17 protein-coding genes are annotated in these 16,848 nt (G+C 59.8%); 16 read left to right on the forward strand and 1 reads right to left on the reverse strand.

Features of this window, described 5'->3' with window-relative positions; all coding sequences use genetic code 11:
• The first annotated feature begins 567 nt into the window (after positions 1–567).
• The 11 genes from BLT01_RS00005 (at position 568) to BLT01_RS00055 (ending at position 13,197) form a co-directional block, all read left to right on the forward strand.
• Complete coding sequence (locus BLT01_RS00005) at positions 568–4,248, forward strand: nitrate reductase subunit alpha (RefSeq protein WP_092092588.1); 3,681 nt, start codon at positions 568–570, stop codon at positions 4,246–4,248.
• Positions 4,238–5,824 (forward strand): nitrate reductase subunit beta, encoded by a 1,587-nt coding sequence (gene narH, locus BLT01_RS00010; protein WP_092092594.1) that lies wholly within the window; start codon positions 4,238–4,240, stop codon positions 5,822–5,824. Before BLT01_RS00005 ends, narH begins: the two co-directional genes overlap by 11 nt.
• Positions 5,817–6,383 carry a nitrate reductase molybdenum cofactor assembly chaperone gene (narJ, locus tag BLT01_RS00015; RefSeq protein WP_092092598.1) on the forward strand — a complete coding sequence of 189 codons (567 nt, stop codon included), beginning with the start codon at positions 5,817–5,819 and terminating at the stop codon, positions 6,381–6,383. Before narH ends, narJ begins: the two co-directional genes overlap by 8 nt.
• Complete coding sequence (gene narI / locus BLT01_RS00020) at positions 6,376–7,056, forward strand: respiratory nitrate reductase subunit gamma (protein WP_092092602.1); 681 nt, start codon at positions 6,376–6,378, stop codon at positions 7,054–7,056. The genes narJ and narI overlap by 8 nt, the downstream gene beginning before the upstream one ends.
• Positions 7,057–7,107: 51 nt before the next feature.
• Positions 7,108–7,563, forward strand: coding sequence for a GAF domain-containing protein (locus BLT01_RS00025; RefSeq protein WP_092092607.1), 456 nt, complete (start codon positions 7,108–7,110; stop codon positions 7,561–7,563).
• A 29-nt stretch (positions 7,564–7,592) separates the two neighbouring features.
• On the forward strand, positions 7,593–8,624 hold the full coding sequence (locus BLT01_RS00030; protein ID WP_092093879.1) for a sensor histidine kinase: 1,032 nt from the start codon (positions 7,593–7,595) through the stop codon (positions 8,622–8,624).
• A gap of 8 nt (positions 8,625–8,632) precedes the next feature.
• Positions 8,633–9,280 carry a response regulator transcription factor gene (locus BLT01_RS00035; protein ID WP_092093883.1) on the forward strand — a complete coding sequence of 216 codons (648 nt, stop codon included), beginning with the start codon at positions 8,633–8,635 and terminating at the stop codon, positions 9,278–9,280.
• A gap of 122 nt (positions 9,281–9,402) precedes the next feature.
• On the forward strand, positions 9,403–9,930 hold the full coding sequence (locus BLT01_RS00040; RefSeq protein ID WP_092092611.1) for a hemerythrin domain-containing protein: 528 nt from the start codon (positions 9,403–9,405) through the stop codon (positions 9,928–9,930).
• 183 nt (positions 9,931–10,113) lie between these two features.
• Positions 10,114–11,631: a nitrate/nitrite transporter gene (locus BLT01_RS00045; protein WP_092092612.1), complete on the forward strand. Its 1,518-nt coding sequence runs from the start codon at positions 10,114–10,116 to the stop codon at positions 11,629–11,631.
• Positions 11,632–11,664: 33 nt separating this feature from the next.
• On the forward strand, positions 11,665–12,684 hold the full coding sequence (locus BLT01_RS00050; RefSeq protein ID WP_092092616.1) for a ThiF family adenylyltransferase: 1,020 nt from the start codon (positions 11,665–11,667) through the stop codon (positions 12,682–12,684).
• Positions 12,685–12,702: 18 nt separating this feature from the next.
• Positions 12,703–13,197 carry a MogA/MoaB family molybdenum cofactor biosynthesis protein gene (locus tag BLT01_RS00055; RefSeq protein ID WP_092092619.1) on the forward strand — a complete coding sequence of 165 codons (495 nt, stop codon included), beginning with the start codon at positions 12,703–12,705 and terminating at the stop codon, positions 13,195–13,197.
• Between the two features lie 115 nt (positions 13,198–13,312).
• Here the strand turns inward: BLT01_RS00055 and moaC are convergent, their stop codons facing one another.
• Positions 13,313–13,801 (reverse strand): cyclic pyranopterin monophosphate synthase MoaC, encoded by a 489-nt coding sequence (moaC, locus tag BLT01_RS00060; RefSeq protein WP_092092622.1) that lies wholly within the window; start codon positions 13,799–13,801, stop codon positions 13,313–13,315.
• 72 nt (positions 13,802–13,873) lie between these two features.
• Between moaC and BLT01_RS00065 the strand changes: the two genes are divergently transcribed.
• The 5 genes from BLT01_RS00065 to mobA are packed head-to-tail and all read left to right on the forward strand — an operon-like array spanning position 13,874 to position 16,847.
• The gene (locus BLT01_RS00065) at positions 13,874–15,118 is read left to right on the forward strand and encodes a molybdopterin molybdotransferase MoeA (RefSeq protein WP_092092625.1); all 1,245 of its coding nucleotides are present in this window, start codon (positions 13,874–13,876) and stop codon (positions 15,116–15,118) included.
• Positions 15,106–15,630 carry a molybdopterin-guanine dinucleotide biosynthesis protein B gene (gene mobB / locus BLT01_RS00070; protein ID WP_143020567.1) on the forward strand — a complete coding sequence of 175 codons (525 nt, stop codon included), beginning with the start codon at positions 15,106–15,108 and terminating at the stop codon, positions 15,628–15,630. The genes BLT01_RS00065 and mobB overlap by 13 nt, the downstream gene beginning before the upstream one ends.
• On the forward strand, positions 15,617–16,057 hold the full coding sequence (locus BLT01_RS00075) for a molybdenum cofactor biosynthesis protein MoaE (protein ID WP_092092630.1): 441 nt from the start codon (positions 15,617–15,619) through the stop codon (positions 16,055–16,057). The genes mobB and BLT01_RS00075 overlap by 14 nt, the downstream gene beginning before the upstream one ends.
• A complete protein-coding gene (gene moaD, locus BLT01_RS00080) occupies positions 16,054–16,287 on the forward strand; it encodes a molybdopterin converting factor subunit 1 (RefSeq protein ID WP_092092634.1) in 234 nt (77 codons plus the stop codon). Before BLT01_RS00075 ends, moaD begins: the two co-directional genes overlap by 4 nt.
• On the forward strand, positions 16,287–16,847 hold the full coding sequence (gene mobA / locus BLT01_RS00085; RefSeq protein ID WP_092092638.1) for a molybdenum cofactor guanylyltransferase: 561 nt from the start codon (positions 16,287–16,289) through the stop codon (positions 16,845–16,847). The genes moaD and mobA overlap by 1 nt, the downstream gene beginning before the upstream one ends.
• The last annotated feature ends 1 nt before the right edge of the window (position 16,848 follow it).

Here is a 16,848-nt window from a genome sequence, read left to right on the forward strand (position 1 = left end):
ACTCATGGTCACCCACAGCATGGACGAAGCCTGCCGCACCGCGGACCGCATCGTCCGGATCGAAAAAGGCCGCATGACCGAACTCCCGATACCTGAAGCTTCCCTTTGAAGAAGGGAGGCTTTTTTTATTGCCAGTTGCGCAGAATGGGCGGGAGGGTGCAACTTGGGGAGGCGATTTGCAATAAGGGTTCTGACTTTGCCACATAGACTTGCGACTTGCCACATGGACTCCGAAGTTGCCACATGAACTGCAAACTTGCCACATGGACTCCGAAGTTGCCACATGAACTGCAGACTTGCCACATGGACTCCGAAGTTGCCACGTGAACTGCAGACTTGTCACATGGCCCCGCGACTTGCCACAAGACCGGCCCCCCGGTTATCTTCCTGACAATTCTGCCCCGCCTGCAAAATTCCGCTTTTCACCGCTCGATAAAGGGAAATCCCGCCCTCCGATAGGTCTTTCCCTAATGGAATGGGGGCTGGCGGAGACGGATAATGAAACTATCAGAATAGTATCACCAGTATTCTGCCCAATTGTCCTGTCCAAAAAGGAGTGTCGGATAAATGAAAAAGAGAAGATATGGCCTGAACTTCTTCAAGCCGGTGGAGAGCTACTCAGGGAACTGGTCGATCCTGGAGGCGAAAAGCCGGGATTGGGAGAACATGTACCGCCAGCGCTGGTCCCATGACAAAGTCGTCAGGACGACGCACGGCGTCAACTGCACCGGTTCCTGCAGCTGGAAGGTGTTCGTCAAAAACGGCGTCATCACTTGGGAAAACCAGCAGATCGATTATCCGTCCTGCGGGCCGGACATGCCGGAGTTCGAGCCGCGCGGCTGTCCCCGGGGGGCCACATTCTCGTGGTATGAGTACAGTCCGCACCGGGTGAAGTACCCGTACATGCGCGGCCGCCTCTGGAAGCTGTGGCGCGAGGCGCTTGCGGAACACAACGGCCATCCGATCGATGCGTGGGCAAGCATCGTCGAGAATCCGGAAAAGGCGATGAGTTATAAGCGTGTCCGGGGCAAGGGCGGCCTCATCCGCGTCGCCTGGGACGATGCGTTGCAGCTGATTTCGGCGCAGCTGATCTACACAATCCGGAAATTCGGCCCGGACCGGATTGCCGGCTTCACCCCGATTCCGGCCATGTCGATGATTTCCTACGCGTCCGGCGCAAGGTTCATCTCACTTCTCGGCGGGGAGATGCTGTCGTTCTACGATTGGTATGCGGACCTTCCGCCGTCCTCGCCGCAGATCTGGGGCGAGCAGACGGACGTGCCGGAGTCGTCTGATTGGTACAACGCGGGCTACCTCATGATGTGGGGCTCGAACGTGCCGCTCACGCGGACACCGGATGCGCATTTCATGACCGAGGTGCGCTACAAGGGGACGAAGGTCGTTTCGGTCGCGCCGGACCTTGCCGCGAACGTGAAGTTCGCGGACAACTGGCTCGCGCCACACCCGGGCACAGACGCCGCGCTCGCTCAGGCGATGACCCATGTCATTCTGAGCGAGTTCTACCAGGAACGGAAAGAGAAGATGTTCATCGACTACGCGAAGCAGTACACGGACATGCCATTCATGATCCTGCTCGATCCGCATGAGGACGCCCTGAAGGCCGGGCGCTTCCTCCGGGCGAGCGATTTCGGCAGCGATACGAAAAACGCCGAGTGGAAACCGGTCATTTTCGACGAGGCGGGGGGCGAGTTTGTCGTTCCGAACGGGACGATGGGCCAGCGCTGGGAAAAGGACGGCAAGTGGAACCTCATCCTCGACAAGGAGGACGGCACGCGCATCGAGCCGGCACTGTCCGTCGAGGGCCACGGCGAAGAATGGAAGGAAATCGACTTCCCGTTCTTTGATGACTCCGGCGACGGCACGTTCCGCCGTGTCATCCCGGCGAGGAAAGTGCGGCTTGCGGACGGCACGGAGCAATACGCGGCGACCGTCTATGACCTGATGATGAGCCAGTACGGCGTGCGCCGGACGGACAGCCCGTACGACGCAAAAGGTTATGACGACGCAGAATCGCATTACACGCCGGCCTGGCAGGAGCGCATCACCAGTGTCAAGGCCTCGGTCGTGACGCAAATCGCCCGCGAGTTCGCGCAAAACGCTCTGGACACGGGCGGCCGCTCGATGATCATCATGGGCGCCGGAATCAACCACTGGTTCAACTCCGACACAATCTACCGATCGATCCTGAACCTCGTGATCCTCACTGCTTCCCAGGGCGTGAACGGCGGAGGCTGGGCGCACTACGTCGGACAGGAAAAATGCCGGCCGATCGAGGGCTGGTCGACGCTTGCCTTCGCAAAAGACTGGCAGGGGCCGGCCCGGCTCCAGAACGGGACTTCGTTCTTCTACTTCGGCACCGAACAGTGGCGCTACGAGGAAGGGGACACCGAATCGCTAAAGTCTCCGCTCGCAGACAAACTGGACTACCGCCACCCGGCCGACTACAACGTCATGGCCGCGCGGCTCGGATGGCTGCCGAGCTATCCTCAGTTCAACAAAAACAGCCTGCTGTTCGCCGAAGAGGCGGCCCGCGAAGGCAAGACGACAAATGAGGAAATCATCGAACGGGCGGCGGATCAGATCAAGAGCCGCGAAGTCAAGTTCGCAATCGAGGACCCGGCAGCGCCGGAAAACTTCCCGCGCACGATGTTTGTCTGGCGCTCGAACCTGATCTCAAGCTCCGCCAAGGGCCAGGAATACTTCATGAAGCACCTGCTCGGCACGGCTGATGCGCTAATGGCGCGGCCGAACGAGGACGTGAAGCCGGAAGAAATCATCTGGCGCGACGAAGTGGAAGGCAAGCTCGACCTGCTTGTCTCGCTCGACTTCCGGATGACGACGACACCGCTCCACTCGGACATCGTGCTGCCGGCGGCGACCTGGTACGAAAAGACCGACCTGTCTTCGACCGACATGCATCCGTTCGTCCACCCGTTCAACCCGGCGGTTAATCCGCTCTGGGAATCCCGTACCGACTGGGACATTTTCCGCGGGCTGGCAAAGGTGTTCTCAGGGATGGCGGAGACCCATCTGCCGGGCGTCTACAAGGACCTTGTCAGCACGCCGCTGAACCATGACTCGGAAAGCGAGATTTCCCAGCCGCTTGGCCTTGTCCGCGACTGGGCAAAGGGAGAAGTGGAGGCGGTCGTCGGCAAGACGATGCCGAACCTGAGCATCATCGAGCGTGACTACACGAAGATTTACGACAAGTACATCACGCTGGGTCCGAACCTGCAGGTCGGCAAGACCGGCGCGCACGGCGTCAGCTTCTCTGCAGCCGAAGAATACGAAGAGCTGAAGCGCATCAGCGGTGTCTACCACGACGAGTCGATCAAGAGCGGCCTGCCGAAGCTCGAGACAGCGCGCCAGGCTGCCGACGCGGTGCTTCATCTGTCGTCCGCGACAAACGGGCGCCTGTCGCAGAAAGCCTACAAGGAAGCGGAAAAGCTTTCCGGCGTGGAGCTGGCCGACATCTCGGCGGAACGCGCGGCGGAGCGGATCACATTCCAGAGCATTACCGCACAGCCGCGGGAAGTCATCCCGACTCCGGTATTCAGCGGATCCAACAAGTCCGGGCGCAGATACTCGCCGTTCACGACGAATATCGAGCGGCTCGTGCCATTCCGGACGCTTACCGGCCGCCAGCACTTCTATATCGACCATGAGATCTTCCTCCAGTACGGTGAGGCGCTCCCGGTCTACAAGCCGACGCTTCCGCCGATGGTGTTCGGACCGAGGGACAAGGAAGTGCGGGGCGGCAAGGATTCTCTCGTCCTCAGGTATCTAACCCCACACGGCAAGTGGAACTTCCACTCCATGTACCAGGATAACCTGCACATGCTGACGCTGTTCCGCGGGGGGCCGGTCGCCTGGATGAACAACGAGGAAGCGGCGGAGCACGGCATCTCGGACAATGACTGGATAGAAGTGTATAACCGGAACGGCGCGCTCACTTGCCGGGCGGTCACGAGCCACCGGATCCCGCGCGGCACATTGCTCGCCTACCACGCACAGGACCGGCATATCCAGACGCCGGGGTCGGAAATTACGGACACGCGGGGCGGCAGCCATAATGCGCCGACGCGCATTCACATGAAGCCGACGCAGATGGTCGGCGGCTATGCCCAGCTCAGCTACGGATTCAACTACTACGGGCCGATCGGAAACCAGCGTGACGAATACGCCATGATCAGGAAGAAAAGGGAGGTCAACTGGCTTGAAGATTAAAGCTCAGATTGCAATGGTGATGAACCTGGACAAGTGCATCGGCTGCCATACGTGCAGCGTCACTTGCAAGACGACGTGGACGAACCGGAAAGGCGCGGAGTACATGTGGTTCAACAACGTGGAGACCAAGCCGGGAATAGGCTATCCGAAGCGTTGGGAGGACCAGGAAGTGTACAAGGGGGGCTGGCAGCTCCGCAACGGCACACTGGAGCTGAAGTCGGGGAACCGCCTGTCGAAGGTGGCGCTCGGGAAGATCTTCTACAACCCGGATATGCCGGAGATGCGCGACTTTTACGAGCCGTGGACCTACAACTACGACCATCTCGTCACCGCGGGCGAAGGCGAGCACCCGCCGGTCGCGCGCGCCTACTCGGCAGTCACGGGCGAGAAGATGGACCTTGAGTGGGGCTCCAACTGGGAGGATGACCTCGCAGGAGCCGATGTGACCGGGCCGCTGGACCCGAACATTCAGAAAATCGAGGAAGAGATCAAGTTCAACTTCGAGAAGTCGTTCATGATCTATCTGCCAAGGCTTTGCGAGCACTGCCTGAACCCGAGCTGCGTGGCCTCCTGTCCGGCAGGCGCAATCTACAAGCGTGACGAGGACGGCATCGTGCTCGTCGACCAGGAAGCATGCCGAAGCTGGCGCTATTGCACGACCGGCTGCCCGTACAAGAAGGTCTACTTTAACTGGCAGACGAACAAGGCCGAGAAGTGCACATTCTGCTTCCCGAGAATCGAGGAAGGCCTTCCGACGGTCTGCTCGGAAACGTGCACCGGCCGGATCCGCTACCTGGGCGTCCTGCTGTATGATGCGGACCGGGTGCTGGAGGCGGCATCTACACCGGACGAGAAGGACCTGTATCGCGCGCAGTGCGACCTGTTCATGGACCCGCACGACCCGGAAGTGATTGAGCAGGCGCGCCGCGACGGCATCACGGAGGACTGGATCGAGGCCGCTCAGAACTCGCCGGTCTATAAGCTTGCAATCGAGCACCAGCTTGCATTCCCGCTCCACCCGGAATACCGCACGCTCCCGATGGTCTGGTATGTTCCGCCGCTTTCGCCGATCATGAACTACTTCGAGGGCAAGGATTCAATCAAGAACCCGGACATGATCTTCCCTGCGATCGATGAAATGCGCACGCCGATCCAGTATCTCGCGAACATGCTGACGGCGGGTGACACGGAGACGGTCAAGGGCTCGCTCCAGCGCATGGCGATGATGCGCCAGTACATGCGGGCACTGTCGTCGGGCAAAGAATTCGACGAGTCGCGGCTTGAGCGGGTCGGGCTCACCGCGCTCCAAACGGAAGAAATGTACCGCCTGCTCGCAATCGCGAAGTACGACGACCGATTCGTCATCCCGACTTCCCACAAGGAAAACCGGATGAACACGTACGACATGCAGGGTTCTGCGGGCTTTGGCGGCGACACGATGGGCCTCGGCGCGATGGGCACCGGCGGCGACGGCTGCGACGGCTGCGGCCCGGCAAGCCCGGGCGCCGGCGTGGCTGCAAAGACCGGAAAGGAGATTTACGAAGAGAACTTCTACGGGGGAATCTGGCGTGATTGATAACCGGAAGCTGTATACGTTCAAAGATTCATTCGGATTCTTCGCCAATCAGCTGACGTGGCCGGACAAGCGGAACTTCCATCCGGACCACGCCGGGGAGGAGATCGGCCCGGACCATCCGGCGAGGGCCCACGTCCTCCGGTACTGGGAAGAGATCCAAAAATTCAGCCTCGACGAACTGAGGGAACTATACACCGCGACCTTCGACTTCGAAGAGGACTGTGCGCTGTACATGACCTGGTTCAAGTTCGAGGATGCCCGTGAGCGCGGCCAGATGCTCGCGAAGCTGAAGGTGCTCTACGAAATGTACGGCCTCGAGATGCCGGACGAGGAGCTGTCCGACTATCTGCCGATCATGTGCGAGTTCCTGTATGCCGCCGAGTGGCTGGATGACCCGCGCACGCCCGACAGTTTCCGGATCCTGATGGGGGTCCTTGAAGACGGCACCTACCACCTGATGAAAGCACTCGAGAAGGAGGAAAGTCCGTATTTCCACCTCATCAAGGGGCTGCGGGAAACATTCAAAGCGTGTTTAGAGGAGGCGCCGGCTCATGGTTGACCAGTTTTTGTGGGTGATATTTCCGTATATCTGCATCGCGATCTTTGTCGTCGGGCATATCTACCGCTATAAAGTGGACAAATTCCACTGGACCGCGAAATCCAGTGAATTCATCGAGAAAAAGCAGCTGATGGTCGGGAGCCTCCTGTTTCACCTTGGGATCATCCCGGTCATCCTGGGCCATATCTCGGGGCTCGGTATCCCGAAGGAATGGATGCGGGCTCTCGGCGTCAACGACCATATGTATCACCTCGGCGCCATCTGGATCGGCGGTTTCTTCGGATTCGTCACGCTTCTCGGGATGTTCATTCTGACGTTCCGCCGGTTTTCGATCAAGGCCGTCCGGAAGCTTAGCTCGGCAAGCGACATGGTCGTCAACACGCTCTTGCTGATCATCGTGTTCATGGGGATGTACGCGACGATTGTGACGAACGCCGTGAATCCCGCATTCGACTACCGGGATACAATTTCCGTCTGGTTCCGTGACCTGTTCCTTCTGCGGCCAGACCCGTCGTACATGATGGGTGTTCCGGTGTCGTTCCAGATTCATATCCTGGCCGCATTCCTCATTTTCGCGCTTTGGCCGTTCACGCGCCTCGTGCATGTCTGGAGCGTCCCGCTGTCGTATGTCGGCAGAAGTTACATCCTGTACAGGAGGCACAAGGTGAATTAAGCTGAAAGGAAGAATGAACGCCGATCCGGCGGGAAACGGGAGAGGTCCGCGATGAATGAACCGACAATCTACCAGAATGTGATCGACAGGCTCCGGGAACAGCTCGGTTTCGATTTTATGGCACTGGCGATGGAAGACGCTCCGAGCGGCTTTTCGGTCCGCTGGCGGGTGGCTTCAGGGAACCTGAACAACCGATACCGCCGGATCGTCCTCCGGTCCGGCAGGGGCATTGCCGGCACCGTTTTCAAGACGGGAAAGCCGCTGCTCGTGCCGCATGTCGATCCCGGCAGGCATGTGCCCATCGTGCTTGACTATCCGATCGTGAATACCGAAGGGCTGACGAGCATCGCCGCGGTGCCGCTTTACGACAGCGGCCGCGTAAAAGGCGTCCTGCTGGGCGGCTACCGGGGCGGCCGCGCGGAAATGACGGAAGCGCTTTGCCTGGAGATGGCAGCAGCATCGGCTTCCGTTCCCGGGTTTGACGGGAAGGAGCTGGTGAGCCGGTGAGCGTAAAGCAGGACCTGCTGAATGAGCTGATGCTGAAGATGTTCGACAAAAGCAGCGAAGCCATCCTGTTTTTTGACGGAGAGGGCAGGGCACTTGCCGCGAACCCTGCGGCGGAAAAGATTCTCGACCGCGACGTGCTGAGGGCGCTTCTCGACGGCAAGGAAGGCGCGCTCTGCCGCGCCTGTGCCGGGTATGTGGATGAGAGCGGCCAGGTGACTTGTGAGAACTGCTATTTCCATCACCCGGAGCGCAGCGATTTCACGTCGTTCCAGCTGTACCTGAACACGAAGGGACAGGGCCTTGTGCCATACGCCTCATCCTTCCATACCGTCGATGCGGAAAATGACATCCGGGTATTCATGCTGCGCGACATGACACGGCAGCAGCGAATGCAGGAAAAGGCTTATCAGAACAAAATGATGAAGCATATCATCGACGCACAGGAAAACGAGCGCAGAAGGATTTCCCGGGAACTTCACGACGGGGTCGCACAGGAGCTCATGAGCGCGGTCGTCGACCTCCGTGTTCTCAAGTACATGACGGGTGACGCGGATGTGCTCGCCAAGGTGAAAGAAACCGAGGCATCGTTGTCGAGGCTCCTGGAAGATATCCGGAATCTGTCAGTTGAGCTGCGCCCGGCCGCCCTTGACGATCTTGGCCTCGATGCGGCGTTCCGCTCGCATTTCAAGCGTCTTGAAGAAATGTTCGGCCTCCTTGTTGACTACACATCCGACCTGCCGGTGAAGCGGTATGAAAACGAAATTGAGACGGTCGTCTACCGGGTATGCCAGGAGGCCATCCTGAACGCAATCAAGTACGCGGATGTGGACACGGTGTCGGTCACGCTTAAAGGTGAAGGGAGCCGGCTGCTTCTGACGGTCCGCGATTCAGGCACAGGGTTCACTCCGGGGGATCAGCCTCAGGGAACGGGACTCGGACTGTACGGCATGAAAGAGCGCGCGGAACTGGTCGGCGGCACGCTTGAGGTGGAGGCTGCTCCGGGCGCCGGCACGACAATCCGGCTGAGCGTTCCGGCGTTGCCGAGAAGGGAGGCCCGCTGATGGATAAGGTGTCAATTGTCATTGCGGACGACCACGCCGTCGTCCGGAGCGGCTTCTCGATGATCCTTAACTTCCAGAAAGACATGGAGGTTGTTGCGACGGCGGCAGACGGCCTTGAAGCCTATAAGATGGTCGCGAGGCACCAGCCCGATCTTCTGATCATGGACCTCAGTATGCCGCCGGGGGAAAACGGGCTGATTGCGACCGGCAAGATCAAAGAGGACTTCCCGGACACGAAAATCCTGATTTTGACGATGCACGACGACGAGGAGTATCTGTTCAACGTCCTGAAAAGCGGCGCGTCCGGATACATGCTGAAAAATGCGCCGGATGAGGAGCTGCTGCACGCCATCCGGACGATCCGGCGCGGCGGCACATACATCCACCCGAAGATGGCGACCTCACTCGTGCGCGAATTTGTCAAAGCCGACCCTGCCACGGCGCCGGACGACCCATACGAACTCCTGTCCAAGCGTGAGCTGGAGATTCTCCCGCTTGTCGCCAAAGGATACCGCAACAAGGAAATTGCCGAAATGCTCTACATCTCCGTCAAGACCGTGGAGGCGCACAAAGCGAAGATCATGGAGAAGCTGGGCCTGAAAAGCCGCCCGGAACTCGTGGAATTCGCCCTCAGGAAAAAGTTGCTGAACTTCTGACGGTTAAGGCGGTTTGCCGGTTTAGCCGATCAGTTTTCTGCAGGGAAGGCGCCGGGCAAAAAGAGTGTTCCGGACCGGAGCGCAGCCATAGTTTCTAGACAAACAGGCAGGAGGCATCCCAGATGGCAAACGGACAGCTGCAGTTTACGGAGCCGGCGGTGAGGCTCCTGGAAAACGAACACCGCTACCTCATGCACCTCGCGGAGGAATGGCACGCCATCGTCCTCCGGTTCGAACGGGAAGAAGACATGGACCGGGCAACGGCGCTTGCCCTTCTTAACGAACTGAAAGCGAAACTCGTCGAATTCCTCGACCCGCTGAAAAACCATACCGACAAGGAAGAAGAACATTTCTTCCCTGTCCTCGGAAGCTATATCGGCTTTGAGCAAGGGCCGATTGTCGGCATCCAGGAAGAGCACGGGGAGATCGACGCCTATATCGGACACTTTTTCCACCACACGCGCGGTGATCTCTCGGAACTGACCCTGGACCAGATCAGAAAAATTGTCGGCGATGCCGGTGAGGCGTTTGAGGTGATCACGGTCCATTTCGTGAAGGAGGAGACGGTCCTATTCCCGATGGCCGAGCGGCTGCTCCGGGCGGACGATCTTGACGCGCTCGCCGAAAAACTGAACACGCTTATCGTCTGATGGGCAAAAGCCGCTGTCACAATTTCGTGGGCGGCTTTTTTCTCATACAGGGATTCCCCCGAGAGGGACAGGGAAGCCCCTAATTAACCGCGCAAGAGCAGGCATTTAAAATAGAATTATAGAAAATGATGTCGATAAACTTGCAGCACCTGCAGTCAAAACTCTATCGAGTAGGTGAAACAGATGATCAAGAAGATTCAGTTGCCGCTCCAGACGGCAAACCTCGTGGTCGGTTTCATGGTATGGGTGATTTTGTCTTCGCTTATTTCATTTATCACGCAGGACATCAGTGTGCCGCCGGAGCGCCTGGCGATTGTCACCGCAGTGCCGGTCGTGCTCGGCTCGATCTTGCGCATGCCGTTCGGCTACTACGCCAACTTTGTCGGCGCGCGCACCCTGTTCATGTGGAGCTTCATTCTCCTGCTGTTCCCGGTCTGGTACATCAGTGAGGCGGACACTTTCACGGATTTGATCGTCGGCGGCCTGATCCTCGGCGTCGGCGGTGCAGTGTTCTCTGTCGGGGTCACTTCGCTGCCGAAGTACTATCCGAAGGAAAAGCACGGACTCGTCAACGGGATCTACGGGGCGGGGAACATCGGGACGGCGATCACGACCTTCGCCGCGCCGATTATCGCCGGCCAGATCGGCTGGCAGCCGACGGTCAAGCTGTTCCTCATCCTGCTGGCCGCATTCGCCCTTCTGAACTTCTTTTTCGGTGACCGCAATGAACCGAAGCCGGACGTCCGGCTGTCGATGTTCGAGCAGATCAAAGGGATATCGGGCAATCCGAAGCTCTGGCTGTTCTCACTGTTTTACTTCATCACGTTCGGCTCGTTTGTCGCCTTCACCGTGTACTTGCCGAACTTCCTCGTCGGGAATTTCGGGCTTGACAGCGTGGATGCCGGCATCCGGACGGCGATCTTCATCGCGGTCGCGACATTCCTGCGTCCGGTCGGCGGCTTATTGGCCGACAAGTTCCAGCCGATGTTCCTGCTGATCGCGACGTTCTCCGTCTACACGGTCGCGGCAATCATCCTGGCGTTCTCGCCGTCGATCGGACTGTACACGGTCGGCAGCATCGCCATTGCCATCAGTGCAGGGATCGGCAACGGGGTCATCTTCAAGCTTGTGCCGTTCTACTTCGCCAAACAGGCGGGGATCGCCAACGGTTTCGTTTCGATGATGGGCGGCCTGGGCGGATTTTTCCCTCCGATCCTCCTCTCGATCATCTATTCGATGACCGGTGCCTATTCGATCGGATTCATGCTGTTGTCCCAGGTGGCGCTCGCCAGCCTCATCCTGGTCGTCTGGCTGTACTACTCTGACCGGCTGTCGCTGCAGGCGGAAGTATTCCGCTCGACCGGCCAGGGCGTGCTCGTGACGGATGCCGGCGGCAAAATCCGTGCGGTCAACCCGATGTTCACGAAGCTGACGGGGTATACGGAAGAAGAGGCGCTCGGCAACAATCCGAACATGCTGTCTTCCGGCCGTCAGCCGCAGGAATTTTACAGGAACATGTGGAAGCAGATAAAAGAAGAAGGCATGTGGCAGGGTGAAATCTGGAACAGGAAAAAGAACGGGGAAGAGTACCTGCAATGGCTGAACATCGCGGCCGTCAGAGACGAGACCGGCGAACATGTGCGCTATGTGGGAACCTTCAGCGACATCACGAAAGAACACGGACAGAATTTCCGGCGATGACCGGACCCTGTCCGGAAACAGGGGGCAGCTGACGTGGACGGACGGTATTCGAGGCAGACATTATTCGGGCCGATAGGGGAAAGCGGACAGGAGCGCATGGCGTCGGCCAAAGTGACGGTCATCGGCTGCGGCGCGCTCGGCACCGCCATCGCCGAAACGCTCGTGCGGGCCGGCATCGGGGAACTCATCCTGGTCGACCGCGACTATGTTGAGCTTTCCAACCTTCAGCGCCAGACGCTGTTCACCGAGGCGGACGCCGCGGATATGCTCCCGAAAGTAATCGCCGCAAAAAAGCATCTGACGGAGATCCGGAGCGGTGCCGCCATCCGGACGTATCTCGTCAACGCCGACGGGTCGCTGATGGAGACCCTCGCGTCGGAAAGCGATCTGATCATGGACGCGACGGACAACTTCGAGACCCGCCTCCTCATCAATGACGCTGCACACAAACACGGCATCCCGTGGATCCACGGGGCGTGCGTCCGTGGCTCGGGGACGGTCTATCCGTTTATCCCGGGCCGCGGCGCGTGCTACCGCTGCCTGCTGCCGATGATGCCCGCCACGGGTGCGACATGCGACACGGCGGGCATCATCCCGCCGGCCGTATCCGCAACAGCCGCGATCCAATGCGCGGAAGCGATGAAATGGCTGACCGGAAACGCAGCGGCCCTGCGTACAAAAGTGCATCATTTCGACTTGTGGGAAGGCACGCATCTGGATATCGGCGTTTCCCGGATCCGCGACCCGGAGTGCGCCACCTGCGGCAAGTCGCCGGCGTTCCCGGAGCTGGGTCCCCGGCGGGCAGGGGACGCCGCGGTTCTGTGCGGACGTGATGCTGTTCAGATTCTCCCCGGTCCGGAACGCGCCGTGTCTCCGGATATCGGTGAGGAAATCGGGCGCCGGCTTGATCCGGACGCCCGCCGGACGCCATATTTTACAGAATTTCGGGCTTTCGGCCGCCGGTTTGTCCTGTTCAGGGACGGCCGGCTGCTGATCCATGGTGCCCGGACGGCGGATGAGGGGAGAACCCTGTATCACCGCCTGTTCGGCTGAAGGAAAGGGGGAAGCCTGTTGGCACACGGACAAGAACCGAATGAGATCAGGATTGCGATTCTTACGGTGAGCGATACGAGGACAGAAGACAACGATACCGGAGGTGCGCTTATTGAGCACTTCGCGGAACTTGCCGGCCTGGCTGTTGCCGGCCGCGGGTGGGTGGCGGATGACACCGGAAAAATCCGCAACGTAGTGACCGCGGTGCTCGCCGACCCGGACATCGACGCCATCATCACGACGGGCGGCACCGGCATCGCCGAGCGCGACGTCACGATCGAGGCGATCCGCCCGCTTTTGTCCAAGGAACTCGACGGCTTCGGCGAACTGTTCCGCTACTTGAGCTTCGCCGAAGATGTCGGCACGAAAGCGATGCTGAGCCGGGCCGCCGCCGGCACCGCCCAGGGAAAGGCGGTCTTTATCCTTCCGGGCTCGCGCGGCGCAGTCCGCCTCGCCATGGAGCGCCTCATCATTCCGGAAATCCGCCATGTTGTAGCGGAGCTGAGGAAATAGGGACGAAGGTGAAGCGGCCTGATTACTTAACGTCCGGGAATCGGACTTATACAGCCGGGCGTGATGTTCCGGCACTAAAAAACCGCCCTATCAGGCGGTTCCGTTCAAACACCACTTAATCTCTTTTGTAATCCCCCGACTTGCCGCCGGTTTTCTCCAGCAGCATCGTCGGGCCGATGATCATTTCCTTGCCGGCGGCCTTGCACATGTCATAGATGGTGAGGGCGGCGGCGGAGGCGGCCGTGAGGGCTTCCATTTCAACGCCGGTCTGGCCTTTCGTCCTGACGCTCGCTTCGAGGAGCACTTCATAATGCCCGGCTTCCTCGTCAATGTTCCATTCAAATGAGATGTCGATGCCCTTCAGCGGGAGCGGGTGGCACATCGGGATGATCTGCGGTGTGTTTTTTGCCGCCATGATGCCGGCAACCTGGGCGACGGCGAACACATCGCCTTTCTTGTTCGTTCCTTCGCTGATCTGGCGGTGGATGGTTTCATTCACCAGAATGGAAGATTTGGCGGTGGCGGTTCGGACAGTCTCGGCTTTATCAGAAACATCGACCATGCGGGCGCGGCCCTGGTCATTGAAGTGAGTGAGTTCAGACATGTGAATTCTCCTTCCGGCGGATTGTAATCAGTGTAAATCGAGTATAGCAGATGCAAACAGGAGGCGGTCATGATGGTGGAAATTCGGAAACCGATACAGGTCGCAGAGGCGGTGGAGCGGGTGCTCGCGCACGCGGTTCCGGCTGGTACGGAAACAGTCCCGCTTGAGGAAAGCGCCGGCCGGATTCTGGCCAGTCCGGTGACCGCTTCCCATCCGGTGCCGCCGTTTGACCGGTCGCCGTATGACGGGTTCGCGATTCGTTCGGAAGATACCGCAGGCGCATCCGGCAGTAGCCGGATTCCATTCACTGTCATCGATGAAATCCCCGCAGGGAGCGTTTCGAATAAGATACTCGGCGAAAAACAGGCCGTCCGCATCATGACCGGCGCGCCGCTTCCGGAAGGGGCGGACGCGGTCGTCATGTTCGAGCAGACGGTGGAGGACGGGGACACATTCTCGATCCGAAAGCCGTTCAAGCCGCTCGAGAACGTCTCGCTGAAAGGCGAGGATCTGGCGGAAGGCGAGGAAGTCGTCCCTGCCGGAAGCTTCATCCACGCGGGAACGGTCGCTGTGCTCGCGACGTTCGGCTATACGCAGGTCAAGGTCGCCAGGCGCCCGGTCGTCGGGATTCTCGCCACCGGCACCGAACTGGTCGGCGTCGGCGATCCGCTTGTACCCGGCAAGATCCGAAACAGCAACGGCCCGATGATCGCGGCCCAGCTGCGCCGGATGGGCATTGATTGCCGGACATACGGCGCACAGGCAGATGACCCGGATGCCGTTGTCGCAACGGTGGAGCGGGCGCTTTCCGAGACGGACGCCCTCATCACGACCGGCGGGGTATCGGTCGGCGACTTCGACTATCTGCCGGCTGTCTACGGGCGGATCGGCGCGGAAGTGCTGTTCAACAAAGTCGCGATGCGGCCGGGCAGCGTGACCACGGTCGCCGCGGGCGGCGGCAAGCTGCTGTTCGGGCTGTCGGGCAATCCATCGTCCTGCTTTACCGGCTTCGAACTGTTTGTACGTCCGGCGCTTCTCAAGATGATGGGTGCAAACAAGCTGTTTTTGCCGCATACGAAAGCGGTGCTCGGCGAAGATTTTACGAAAGCAAACCCGTTTACCCGCTTTGTCCGCGCTGTGTATGACGGTAAAACTGCATCGCCCGCCGGCTTCAACAAGTCCAACGCGGTGTCTTCGATCGCCCGCGGCAACGCGATGATCGTGCTGCCCGGCGGCACGCGCGGGTTCAGGAAAGGCGACGAAGTCGATGTCCTGCTGCTCGGCGTCGAGGAAGGCAGCGCCCAGTGGATACTGTAAGGGTGCTTCAGGTCGCCGGGTTCAAAAACAGCGGCAAGACGACAATGATCCGGGCGCTGATCGCGGAAGCCGCGTGCCGCGGATTCCGTACGGCCACGGTCAAGCATCACGGCCACGGCGGAACGCCGGCTCTGCCGGATCAGGAAACAGACAGCATGCAGTTTTTCGGGGACGGGGCGGCAGCTTCCGCCGTGTCTGGCGGCGGGGTCATCCAGCTTCATTTGAGAGAAGCGGAGACCGGTCCTCTTCCGTTGATCCGTCTGGCGGCCGCAGCCCGGCCGGACCTTGTCCTCGTCGAGGGGTTCAAACAGGAGCCGTTCGAGAAAATCGTTCTTCTGCGGAGCGGGGAGGACTGGCAACAGCTGAAAGGCCTGCCGGGCATCCGGCTCGCCGTCACGGCTGGAACGGACGCGCCCGGCGCACCGGAAATCATTGCAAGGGAAGACAAAGAAGCCATCCGCGGCTGGTTCGGCCGCTGGCTAAAAGGGGGGACGGGTGATGTCCATCTATGAAATTACCGATAAGCCGATCGACCCGCAGCGCTATGCGGACCATGTTCTCCGTCCCGAGGCAGGGGCGGTCGTCACATTCACCGGCCATGTCCGCGAGTGGACAAAGGGCATCCGGACGCTTTACCTGAGCTACGAAGCGTACGTGCCGATGGCGGAAAAGAAAATGGCACAGATCGGCCGGGAGATCGGAGAGAAGTGGGAAGGGACGCGCATCGCGATTGCCCACCGGATCGGCGAGCTGGACGTGGGCGAAGTTGCCGTCGTCATCGCCGTTTCCTCGCCCCACCGGAAAGCCGCTTACGAGGCCAACGAATATGCCATCGAACGCATTAAGCAGGATGTGCCGATCTGGAAAAAGGAAATCTGGGAAACAGGCGAGCAGTGGATCGGCGACCAAAACAAAAAACCGGAGGTGCGCAATCCATGATCAAACTTTTATATTTCGCGGGCATCCGTGATCTGACGGGTGTCCCGGAGGAACAGGCTCCACTTGCCGGCAGGACGGTCGGAGAACTGATGGAATGGGCCGAGGACAAGTACCCGGGCATCCGCGAAGGCGGCGCACGTGTTGCGGTCAATGAAGAATATGCTCTTGACGGGGACGTTCTCACAGAAGGGGACACAGCGGCGTTTATCCCGCCGGTCAGCGGCGGCTGATGACGACGGGAATTGTCCTTGCGGGCGGCCTGTCCAGGCGGTTCGGCTCGCCGAAGGCCTTTGCGGAACGGGATGGCCGGCTGTTCTGGGAGCTGGCGCATGATGCGCTCCTGGACGGCGGCTGTGATCATGTCATCATCTCTGCCCGGCCGGAGCATTTGGGACGGTACGGCGGGGCAGACGCCATTACGGACCATCCGGAGGTTGCCGGAGCCGGCCCGCTTGCCGGCATCTTTACGGCGATGAAGCTGCGGCAGTCGGATGAATTCGCCGTCCTGCCGTGCGACATGCCCGGCATCGGACCGATGGAAGTGCGCAAGCTCATTGCGCTGGCCGATGAGGACGCAGACGTGACCGCCGTCCGTACGAAAGACCAGCCGATCCCGCTGTTCAGCGTCTGGAACGGGGCGCTTGCGGATCTGATCGGTGAAGCACTTGCGCGCGGCGAGCGCGGCGTCATGCCGTTTCTCGCCTCTGTGGAGACGGAGTGGATCGATGCGCGGGAACTGAATCCGGACCTTTCCGTATTCAGCAACATGAACAGACCGAACGAGCATTAAG

Origin of the sequence: Bhargavaea beijingensis, from assembly GCF_900101985.1 — a bacterium.
GTDB classification, from domain to species: domain Bacteria; phylum Bacillota; class Bacilli; order Bacillales_A; family Planococcaceae; genus Bhargavaea; species Bhargavaea beijingensis.